Annotated in this window: 10 protein-coding genes; 1 reads left to right on the top strand and 9 read right to left on the bottom strand. The window is 59.4% G+C overall.

What is annotated here, in order from left to right; all coding sequences use genetic code 11:
• Positions 1-6: 6 nt before the first annotated feature.
• From msrQ to ORL50_RS08475, 6 genes are all read right to left on the bottom strand, one after another.
• Positions 7-627 (bottom strand): protein-methionine-sulfoxide reductase heme-binding subunit MsrQ, encoded by a 621-nt coding sequence (msrQ, locus tag ORL50_RS08500; protein ID WP_266012528.1) that lies wholly within the window; start codon positions 625-627, stop codon positions 7-9.
• On the bottom strand, positions 627-1640 hold the full coding sequence (msrP, locus tag ORL50_RS08495) for a protein-methionine-sulfoxide reductase catalytic subunit MsrP (protein ID WP_266012525.1): 1014 nt from the start codon (positions 1638-1640) through the stop codon (positions 627-629). The genes msrQ and msrP overlap by 1 nt, the downstream gene beginning before the upstream one ends.
• 60 nt (positions 1641-1700) lie before the next feature.
• On the bottom strand, positions 1701-2555 hold the full coding sequence (gene pssA, locus ORL50_RS08490) for a CDP-diacylglycerol--serine O-phosphatidyltransferase (protein ID WP_045059415.1): 855 nt from the start codon (positions 2553-2555) through the stop codon (positions 1701-1703).
• A 145-nt stretch (positions 2556-2700) separates the two neighbouring features.
• Positions 2701-3717 carry a ketol-acid reductoisomerase gene (gene ilvC / locus ORL50_RS08485; RefSeq protein WP_007948647.1) on the bottom strand — a complete coding sequence of 339 codons (1017 nt, stop codon included), beginning with the start codon at positions 3715-3717 and terminating at the stop codon, positions 2701-2703.
• 48 nt (positions 3718-3765) lie between these two features.
• A complete protein-coding gene (ilvN, locus tag ORL50_RS08480; protein WP_003176102.1) occupies positions 3766-4257 on the bottom strand; it encodes an acetolactate synthase small subunit in 492 nt (163 codons plus the stop codon).
• Between the two features lie 2 nt (positions 4258-4259).
• A complete protein-coding gene (locus ORL50_RS08475) occupies positions 4260-5984 on the bottom strand; it encodes an acetolactate synthase 3 large subunit (RefSeq protein WP_266012482.1) in 1725 nt (574 codons plus the stop codon).
• A 399-nt stretch (positions 5985-6383) separates the two neighbouring features.
• On the opposite strand from ORL50_RS08475, the gene ORL50_RS08470 reads away from it, so the two are divergent.
• Complete coding sequence (locus ORL50_RS08470; protein ID WP_266012479.1) at positions 6384-6797, top strand: DUF4124 domain-containing protein; 414 nt, start codon at positions 6384-6386, stop codon at positions 6795-6797.
• A gap of 16 nt (positions 6798-6813) precedes the next feature.
• Here ORL50_RS08470 and ORL50_RS08465 read toward each other — a convergent pair whose 3' ends face one another.
• From ORL50_RS08465 to mrcB, 3 genes are read right to left on the bottom strand one after another with little or no spacing between them, the layout of a single operon-like run.
• Positions 6814-7149, bottom strand: a complete 336-nt coding sequence (locus ORL50_RS08465; RefSeq protein ID WP_266012477.1) for a YqcC family protein — start codon at positions 7147-7149, stop codon at positions 6814-6816.
• Entirely contained in the window at positions 7149-7886 is a 738-nt protein-coding gene (locus ORL50_RS08460; protein WP_266012474.1) for a tetratricopeptide repeat protein, read from the bottom strand. The genes ORL50_RS08465 and ORL50_RS08460 overlap by 1 nt, the downstream gene beginning before the upstream one ends.
• Positions 7887-7902: 16 nt before the next feature.
• On the bottom strand, positions 7903-10227 hold the full coding sequence (gene mrcB, locus ORL50_RS08455; protein ID WP_266012471.1) for a penicillin-binding protein 1B: 2325 nt from the start codon (positions 10225-10227) through the stop codon (positions 7903-7905).
• Positions 10228-10248 lie beyond the last annotated feature (21 nt).

Here is a 10248-nt window from a genome sequence, read left to right as displayed (position 1 = left end):
GGCTAATTACGCCTTCTTTGCAGAAGTGCCCTTTTTAGCCCCTAAACGCGGGATTCGCCTGGATACCGGAGGCAATCGCAACACCAATAGCAGCAGACCTATCAATGCATAGATAGCCCACTCCTCAAGATCAGCCCGCACAATCCACAACATATGCAGCAAACCAAGCCCCAGTACGGCATAGGCCAGCCGATGCAGCTTCTTCCAGCGAGAGCCTAATCGGCGCTGACTGTAGCGGTTGGAGGTCACGGCCAATGCGAGCAGGCACAGAAAACCCAAGGCTCCCACAATGATGTATGGCCGCTTGCGCAACTCGACACCCAACTGGGACCAGTCAAACCCCAGGATAAATGCCATGTATCCACATAAATGCAGGACCACGTAGGCGAAGCACCACAACCCGAGCTGGCGACGCACCGCGATCCACCCCGCCCAACCGCTCAGTTTCTGCAGTGGCGTCATGGCCAGAGTGACCAGCAGCAGGATCAGCGTACCCAACCCCAAGCGATCAACCAGCACCTTGCCGGGATCAGGCCCCAGCGCATCGACCCAGGCCTGGTACAGCCAAAGTAACGGCCACACTGCGGCGGCAATGAAAACGCCGATACGCCAGACGGCAAACCGCATCAGTAGTTCTTCCGCAGATCGAGCCCTGTATATAGAGAGGCGACTTCTTCCGAATAGCCGTTGAACATCTGGGTGTCCCGCACATTCGGTTTAAACAGGCCACTGGGCAAACGCCGCTCACGGGCCTGGGTCCAGCGTGGGTGATCGACCGTCGGGTTCACGTTGGCATAAAAACCATACTCATCTGCAGCAAGGCTCTGCCAGGTCGTCTTGGGCTGCTCGCTGACCAGGCTGATGCGCACGATCGACTTGATGCTTTTAAAGCCATACTTCCAAGGCACCACCAAACGCAGCGGTGCACCGTTCTGGTTGGGCAATTCGCGCCCATACATGCCGACCGCAAGAATCGCCAGCGGATTCATCGCTTCATCCAGGCGCAGGCCCTCGACATACGGCCAGTCAATCAAGGCGAACCCGGAACGCTGGCCGGGCATGGTCTTGGGGTCCTGCAAGGTTTCGAAGCGGATGTATTTGGCGCTGGAAGTCGGCTCCACCTGCTTGAGCAATGCCGACAAGGGGAAACCAAGCCAGGGAATGACCATCGACCAGGCTTCCACGCAACGCAGCCGGTAGATACGCTCTTCCAGCTGATAAGGTTTCATGAAGTCTTCCAGCGCATACCGCCCCGGCTTACCCACCTCCCCGTCTATGACGACGCTCCAGGGTTCGGTCTTCAGCGCGCCAGCGTTCGCCGCAGGGTCGCCTTTCTCGGTGCCGAACTCATAGAAGTTGTTGTAGTGGGTCGCATCCTTGAAGGGCGTGATCGCCTCATCCTTTACGGTAACCGCGCCCCAGCGAGTGTCGGGAAGCTTCTCGGAGAACCAGGAAGGCGCCTTGCCCGGCTCGACATCGGCGTAGCGGGACGCCTCTTCGGCGCTCGACCAACGCGGAAGGACGCCGACTGCCAAACCGGCAACGGCAGCGCCCAGGACGTTACGTCGAGACAAATACAGGGATTCAGGCGTGACGTCCGACTCGAGGCAGTCAGACGCCCGGGGGATTTTGATCAGCATGGCTACTCCGCAGTTTTGGAGAACAGATGCACCAAATTAGACTGCGGAGTATGAGGGATGTCAGGCGTTTTTGTTCCGGCGAAGTCGTAACAGATATTGCACCGGACCAGAGGCTGCGTAAGCAAGGAACACCAGCAGCAGGATGCGCGGCGGATCACTGAACACTACCGCGAACACCAGCACCACGGCGAGGATTGCCACAAATGGCACGCGTCCCTTCAAGTCCAGCTCCTTGAAGCTGTTGTACTTGATGTTGCTGACCATCAACATGCCAGCGGCAGCAACCATCAGCGCCACCAGGAAAGACATCCTGGAACCCTGGATGCCGTAGTCGCTGAATGCCCACACGATGCCGGCGACCACACCCGCCGCTGCCGGGCTGGCCAGCCCGATGAAGTAGCGCTTGTCTGCTGTGCCGACCTGGGTGTTGAAGCGCGCCAGACGCAGCGCCGCTCCTGCCACATAGATGAAGGCAACCATCCAGCCGACCTTGCCCATGTCACCCAGGGCCCAGCCAAACGCCAGCAGTGCCGGGGCAACCCCGAATGCGACCATGTCCGACAGCGAGTCGTATTCAGCACCGAAGGCACTTTGGGTATTGGTCATGCGAGCCACGCGGCCATCGAGACCGTCGAGCACCATGGCGACAAAGATCGCGATGGCGGCAAAGGCGAAGTACTTGCTCGCGCCGACCGAGTCGCCGGCACTCGCTGCCGCCTGGGCGCTCATCGAGTTGATGATGGAATAGAACCCCGCGAACAGATTCGCGGTGGTGAAAAGATTCGGCAGAAGATAGATACCACGATGCCGGACTTTACGACCTTCAGCGTCATGCCCTTCCTCGATATGTTCATCGATGGGCAGCAGGCTTTCGGCGTCAGAAGCCTGGTTTGGCTCTTCGGGACGTTCGCTCATGGACATTACCTTGCAACAGGGTGGAAAAGTTTCGACAGGCGTCTGGGACGACGGTTCGCCCGCAAACGATGCAGCTTTATACCAGAACCAGCCGCCCAAACGAAAAAACGCGGCCTAGGCCGCGTTTTCCGTACAAGTGCGCGACTTAGTTCTTGGCTTTGTCGACGATCTTGTTGGCACCGATCCACGGCATCATGGAGCGCAGTTGCTCGCCGATGATTTCGATGCCGTGAGCGGCGTTGTTACGACGCTTGGCGGTCATCGAAGGATAGCCGGTAGCGCCTTCGCTGATGAACATCTTGGCGTATTCGCCGTCCTGAATGCGTTTCAGGGCGTTGCGCATGGCCTGACGGGATTCGGCGTTGATCACTTCCGGACCGGTCACGTACTCGCCGTATTCGGCGTTGTTGGAGATCGAGTAGTTCATGTTGGCGATACCGCCTTCGTACATGAGGTCAACGATCAGCTTCAGTTCGTGCAGGCATTCGAAGTAGGCCATTTCCGGCGCGTAGCCAGCTTCAACCAGAGTTTCGAAACCGGCTTTAACCAGCTCAACGGTACCGCCACACAGAACGGCTTGTTCGCCGAACAGGTCGGTTTCGGTCTCGTCCTTGAAGGTGGTTTCGATGATGCCGGTACGACCGCCACCAACGCCAGCGGCGTAGGACAGTGCAACGTTTTTGGCGTTGCCCGAAGCATCCTGGTAGATAGCGATCAGGTCAGGGATACCGCCGCCTTTGACGAACTCGGAGCGAACGGTGTGGCCTGGTGCTTTCGGCGCGATCATGATCACGTCGAGGTCAGCGCGCGGAACTACCTGGTTGTAGTGGATCGCGAAGCCGTGGGAGAAGGCCAGGGTGGCGCCTTTCTTGATGTTCGGCTCGATTTCGTTCTTGTACAGGGCAGACTGGAACTCGTCCGGGGTCAGGATCATGACCAGGTCGGCAGCGGCAACGGCGGAAGCAACGTCGGTCACTTTCAGGCCGTGAGCTTCAGCCTTGGCAACAGTAGCCGAGCCTTTACGCAGACCAACAGTCACGTCAACGCCGGAATCTTTCAGGTTGCACGCTTGAGCGTGACCCTGGGAACCGTAACCGATGATGGCAACTTTCTTGCCCTGGATGATGGACAGGTCGCAGTCTTTTTCGTAATAAACTTTCATGAAATTCCCCTATATATCCAGGCCGTTCAGGCCATTCACTAATTTGGTTTAGATGCTGAGTACTTTGTCGCCGCGAGCAATGCCGGTTACACCGCTACGCACGGTTTCCAGGATCGATGCGGTGCCGATGGACTGAATGAAGCTGTCGAGCTTGTCGCTGGTACCGGTCAACTGAACGGTATACACGCTGGCGCTGACGTCGACGATCTGTCCACGGTAAATATCGGTGGTGCGCTTGATCTCGGCGCGCTGGGCGCCAGTGGCCTTGACCTTGACCAGCATCAGCTCGCGCTCGATGTGAGCACTCTCCGACAGGTCGACCAGCTTTACCACTTCGATCAATTTGTTCAGGTTCTTGGTGATCTGTTCGATGACTTCATCGTGGCCAACGGTGGTCAGCGTCAGACGCGACAGGGTCGGGTCTTCGGTCGGGGCCACGGTCAGGCTTTCGATGTTGTAGTTGCGCTGCGAGAACAGGCCGACTACACGAGACAGAGCGCCAGGTTCGTTTTCCAGAAGCAAGGAAATAATGTGTCGCATGATTAAGTACGCTCCGTCTTGCTCAGCCACATATCGCGCATGGAGCCGTCTTTGATCTGCATCGGGTAGACGTGCTCGCTGGTGTCGACCGAAACATCGATGATCACCAGGCGATCCTTCATGGCGAACGCCTCTTCCATCTTCGACTTCAAATCTTTCGATTCGGTGATGCGCACGCCGACGTGACCGTAGGCCTCGGCCAGCTTGACGAAGTCAGGCAACGATTCCATGTAGGAGTGTGAGTGACGGCTGCCGTAACTCATGTCCTGCCACTGGCGAACCATACCCAGAACACCGTTGTTGAGGATGACGATCTTCACCGGCAGGCCGTATTGCAGGCAGGTGGAGAGTTCCTGGATGTTCATCTGGATGCTGCCTTCGCCGGTAACGCAGACGACGTCGGCATCCGGGAAGCTCAACTTGATGCCCATGGCCGCCGGAAAACCGAAGCCCATGGTGCCCAGGCCACCGGAGTTGATCCAGCGGTTCGGCTTGTTGAACGTGTAGTACTGCGCAGCAAACATCTGGTGCTGGCCCACGTCCGAGGCAACAAAGGCATCGCCCTTGGTGACTTCGCACAGGGTTTCGACCACGGTCTGCGGCTTGATCATGCTGCCATCGCCCTTGTCGTAAGGGAACAGGCCACGATCACCGCGCCACTCATCAACCTGCTTCCACCAGCTGGCAACGGAGTCCTTGTTCGGGGTCTCGCCGATTTCCTTGAGGATCGCGACCATTTCGGTCAGGACGCTTTCCACCGGACCAACGATAGGCACGTCGGCCTTGATGGTCTTGGAGATCGAAGCCGGGTCGATGTCGATGTGGATGATCTTGGCGTTCGGGCAGAACTTCGCCGGGCCGTTGATCACGCGGTCATCGAAACGCGCACCCACTGCCAGGATTACATCGGCGTGGTGCATCGCCAGGTTGGCGGTGTAGCTGCCGTGCATACCGAGCATGCCGATGAACTGACGGTCGGTGCCAGGGTAGGCACCCAGGCCCATCAGGGTATTGGTTACTGGCAGGTTGAGCATTTTCGCCAGCTCGGTCAGCGGCGCGGAGCCACCACCGAGGATCACGCCACCGCCGGCGTACATCACCGGACGCTTGGCCGCCAGGAGCATTTCAGCTGCCTTGCGGATTTGCCCGGAGTGACCGCGGACGGCCGGGCTGTAGGAACGCAGCTTGGCTTTCTTCGGGAAGATGTATTCAAACTTCTCGGCCGGGTTGGTCATGTCTTTCGGAATATCGACAACGACCGGACCAGGACGACCGGATTGCGCCAGGTAGAACGCTTTCTTCATCACTTCCGGAATTTCCGACGCGTGCTTGATCATGAAGCTGTGCTTCACGATCGGCCGGGAGATACCGATCATGTCGGTTTCCTGGAACGCGTCGGTGCCCACCATGGTGCTAGGCACCTGGCCGGAAATGACCACCATCGGAATGGAGTCCATGTAGGCCGTGGCAATACCGGTAATGGCGTTGGTTGCGCCCGGCCCGGAGGTCACCAGTACCACGCCGGCTTTGCCGGTGGCACGGGCGTAGCCGTCAGCCATATGGGTCGCAGCCTGCTCGTGACGAACCAGGATGTGGGTCACTTCCGGCTCTTTGAACAGGGCATCGTAGACATGAAGAAGAGCACCGCCCGGGTACCCGTAGATGTACTTGACGCCTTCGTCACGCAAAAAGCGGACGAGCATCTCACCGCCAGATAAAAGCTCCACGTTGTTCACCTCTAAAACGCCAGAATACCGCCCACATACAAGAGGACGGGTCTTAATAGGTTTACTTCTCAGCAGAGCATGAGCGACGGTGGTCGCCGACTACGTCAGCACTGACTGAGCAAGTATTGGGATCGTCCCAAGTGTTGCGGGGCTCTCCCACCCAGCGCGAGGTAACGCGTTGCGGGTGTAACAGGTCGGCGCGGGTGTGCGCCTCATGATCTGCTGAGCGGGCCTGCTTCTGGCAGTCCCTCTACAGCGGACTTTGGATTCTTCTGTTTCGTCCTCTGCAAGTCAAGCCGTCTATGTGCTTTATTGAAGTAAGCGCATGAGAAAGCAAGAAAAAACCGCTAAACCGCAACTGTGTTAGCTTCAATTGCGCAACTATGGCAAGGAAATGGCATGCGAACTTTATTGATAGTCGGTCTGCTGGTCAGCCCCTGGTGTATGGCAGGGCAAATCTACAAGTGGGTGGATGCCCAGGGTGTGACTCACTTCGACGCCCAGCCGCCTCAGGGTCAGGAGGCGACGACGGTGCTCACGCCATCACCGCCGCCCGCCAGACCGGCACCGCCGCCCCGCAGCAATGTCATAGGCGATCAGCAGGCGATCGACAAATCGGTGAAGGCACAGGTTGCCGAGCAGCAAGCGCAGTTGCAGGTGTTCTGCCAACAGGCGCGGACCAACCTTGCCCAGCTGCAGAACAATCCAAGGATACGGGAGGATGTAGAGGGTGAGATGCGCCGCCTGACCGAGCAGCAACGTCAGGAGCGCATCACCGAAACACAGAAGCAGATTGGGGACAATTGCCAGTAACGACAAATGCGGCGGTTCAGCGCGCCGCCGTGATCAGCAGGTCAAACTCCTTGAGCAGCACCTGCAACTGCCGGTCCTTGCCCTGCACATTGCGTGCGGCGAAAACCATTTCGGCCATTTCCTGAATCCCCGAGGCATTGGGCAATGGCAGATCCTGCTCGAGGATCATTTTCATCCGCGGCAGGAAAATCCATTGCAGCCACTGCTCGAAATCCAGCGTATCGACCGAGAACGGTTCGACACTGGAAAGCGCCTCGGCGGAGGGCGAGACTTCATCCCACCACCCCTGCACTCGCAGCTCGCGCTCGATCAACAACAGTTGCTCGGCGATCCTGGGAAAGCGTGCGTCCATCACAGCGTTACCTTGGCCTTCTGACGGGCCAACGCGGCGCCGGCAGAATCACCCTGCTTGTCGCGCGCCTGGGCGATCAGGTTCCACAAGCTGGCCTGCAAGTCCGGACGCCCATTGGCCATGGTCAGGCCACGACGAGCGAACTGCTCGGCCTGGGCCGCGTCACCCTGGGCCATACGCACCTGAGCCAGGCGATAAAGCACTTGTGGCTCGCGCGGAGCAACCCGCTGGGCACGTTCGAGACTCGACGACGCGCCATTCAGGTCGCCGCCCGCCTGCTGCTGCTGGGCAGTGGTCAACAGGGCCAACACCGGACCGTCCAGTTGCTCATCGGCCGACAAGCCACCACCGGTACTGGCCGAGGGAATACCGCTCGGCGTCGATGGCATGCTGTAGCTGCCCTGGTTGATCGGCGCCGACTGCACTGGCGCTGTATCGATCGGACCTGGGGTAATCGGGCCCGGAGTGATCGGCGAAGTGCTGATTGGCGCCGACGCTACCGCACCGCCGCCTGGCACCATGACTACCACGCCAGTATCACCTTGCGGAATTGCCTGGGCCTGGGCTTGAACCGGACGCTTGACCGTCGTCTGACGGAAGCCGCCATTGGCCTGCACACGCTCGCTGTTCGAAACGGCGCTGCCGGAGTCCACTACCGGTATGGAACCACGCTGCACAGTGGAGCAACCGCTGAGCAAAGCTACGGCGGTAACCGCTGGAATCAACCACTTGTTCACTTGAAACCCTCTTTGCTTAATTCATCCAGCCCTTGACCCAATCCATCACCGTTTCGCCAGAAGCAGGGCTTTCGCCACCGCAAGCGGCGCCGGGAGGCGGTTCGCTGCCGCGAATATACGGCATCTGCACGGCACCCGGGCAACCCGCGTCGGAACCCTGTCCCGTGCGTGAATCGACCCAGGCCTGAACAATGTTGTCCGGCTGCGGCATGTCCAGCGGCAGCGGGTCGGCCTTGCGCATGAAACTTGACCAGACCTGCAGCGCACCGGTGGCGCCGGTGAACGGCGTCTTGCCGTTGTCGTCGCGACCCAGCCACACCACGGCCAGCAAGTCCTGGCTGAAACCGGCGAACCAGCTGTCGCGCGAGTCGTTACTGGTACCGGTCTTGCCGGCCAAGGTCAGGGTCTTCGGCAACACGTTATAAACCGAACTGCCGGTACCTTCACGCATGACCCGCTGCATGGCGCTCTGGATCAGATAAATGGAGGCCGGGTCGAAACGCTGCTCGATCTGGAACGGATAACGCTTGAGCGGCTCGCCCTCGGCGGTCAACACGCTGCGAATGCCGCGCATCGGCGTATTAAATCCACCGTTGGCGAGCGTCTGGTACATGGTCGCCACTTCGATCGGGGTCAAGCCACCGGCACCCAGCAGCATCGACGGGAATGCCGGAAACTCTCGGGTCACGCCCAGGCGAGCAAGCGTCTTCAGCACGTTCGGCACACCTACCGCCAACCCGAGACGCGCGGTCGACAGGTTGTAGGAATGCGCCAAGCCCTGGTACAGGAACACCGTGCCATGGGAGCGGCGGTCATAGTTCTGCGGTTTCCAGACCTGGCCGTCTGCGCCCTTCACCGAGAAGGAGTCATCCGACAGCCAACTGGTGAGGGTGTACTGGCTCGGTTTTTCCAGGGCGGTCAGATAGACAGCCGGCTTGATCAGCGAGCCGATCGGGCGAACCGCATCCAGCGCGCGGTTGAAACCGGCAAAACTGGCCTGGCGACTGCCGATCATGGCCTGAACTTCGCCGGTTTCCGGATTGGTCACGACCATCGCCGCTTCGACCTCATCGGAGCCTTTGCGCCCGGACAGGCGTTTGAACGTGTCATTCACCGACGCTTCGGCTTTCATCTGCAGGATTGGATCAAAGCTGGTGAAAATCCGCAGGCCTTCTTCGGTCAAATCCTCGTCGCGATAATCCTGGCGCAGTTGACGTTTGACCAAGTCGAGGAAACCAGGGAACGAGCTGTCGGCGAGTTTGCCGCGGGTAGTCACACCCAGTGGCAATTTCTTCGCGGCGGCTACCTGCTCGGCAGTGGCGACGCCCTGCTCCTGAAGAACGTCCAGCACCAGATTGCGGCGCTCCAGCGCCCGCTCGGGGTTACGTCGCGGGTTGTAGTAGGACGGCCCCTTGACCATGCCCACCAGCAAGGCCACCTGATGCAGTTTCAACTCGGACAACGGCTGGGCAAAGAAGAACTGGCTGGCCAGTCCGAAACCATGCACCGCGCGCTGGCCATCCTGACCGACGAACACTTCATTGAGGTACGCCTCAAGAATTTCGCGTTTGTCGTAATGCAGCTCCAGCAGCATCGCCATCATGGCTTCGGTGAGCTTGCGGGTCAGGCTGCGTTCGCTGGTCAGGTAGAAGTTCTTGACCAATTGTTGCGTCAGCGTACTGCCGCCCTGGGTCATCCTGCCCCCGGAAGTGTTGACCCAGACGGCCCGTGCAATCGACTTGGGCGACACACCCCAGTGGCTGTAGAAATCCCGGTCTTCGACGGCAACCAGGGTTTCCAGCAGATAAGGCGGCACCTGATCGATCTTGATCAGGATGCGGTCCTCAAGATTCTTCGGATAGATCCCGCCGATCAGCAGTGGCTCCAGGCGCACCACCGAGAGTTTCGAGCCATTGGTGGCCGAGAGCTCTGCCACATAGTCGCCTGAGAACCTGACGCGCACGGGCTGGGCTTGTTCCATGCCCTCATAGAACTGGAAGCCTCGGGTATTCAAGTCGACGGTATTGCCGTTGACCGCCGCAGCGCCTGGGCCATTGCTCACGCTCTCGCGCCGGTAGCCCAGGGCGTCGAGTTCGGTGAGGAAGTCTTCCTTGCTGAGTTTCTGGCCGGTAAACAGCTCGAGCGGGCGCGCGTATACCTTGGCCGGAATGGTCCAGCGCTTGCCGGAGAACTTCTCCTGGACAATCGCATCAAGGTAGACGGCGAAGCCGGCGAGCACCACAAGGCCGACCAGACTGAGTTTAAGGGCCCAGCCCAGCCACGGGCGCAGGCCCCTGGAAGGTGGTTTTTTTGGAGTTCGGGGGGATCGAGTACGAGTCATGGCGGCGGATTATACGCACTT

The organism is Pseudomonas sp. RIT-562, assembly GCF_026241895.1.
Classification (GTDB): domain Bacteria; phylum Pseudomonadota; class Gammaproteobacteria; order Pseudomonadales; family Pseudomonadaceae; genus Aquipseudomonas; species Aquipseudomonas mandelii_F.
The sequence above is the reverse complement of the archived record's forward strand: the minus strand, read 5'-3'. Positions and strand labels throughout refer to the sequence as shown.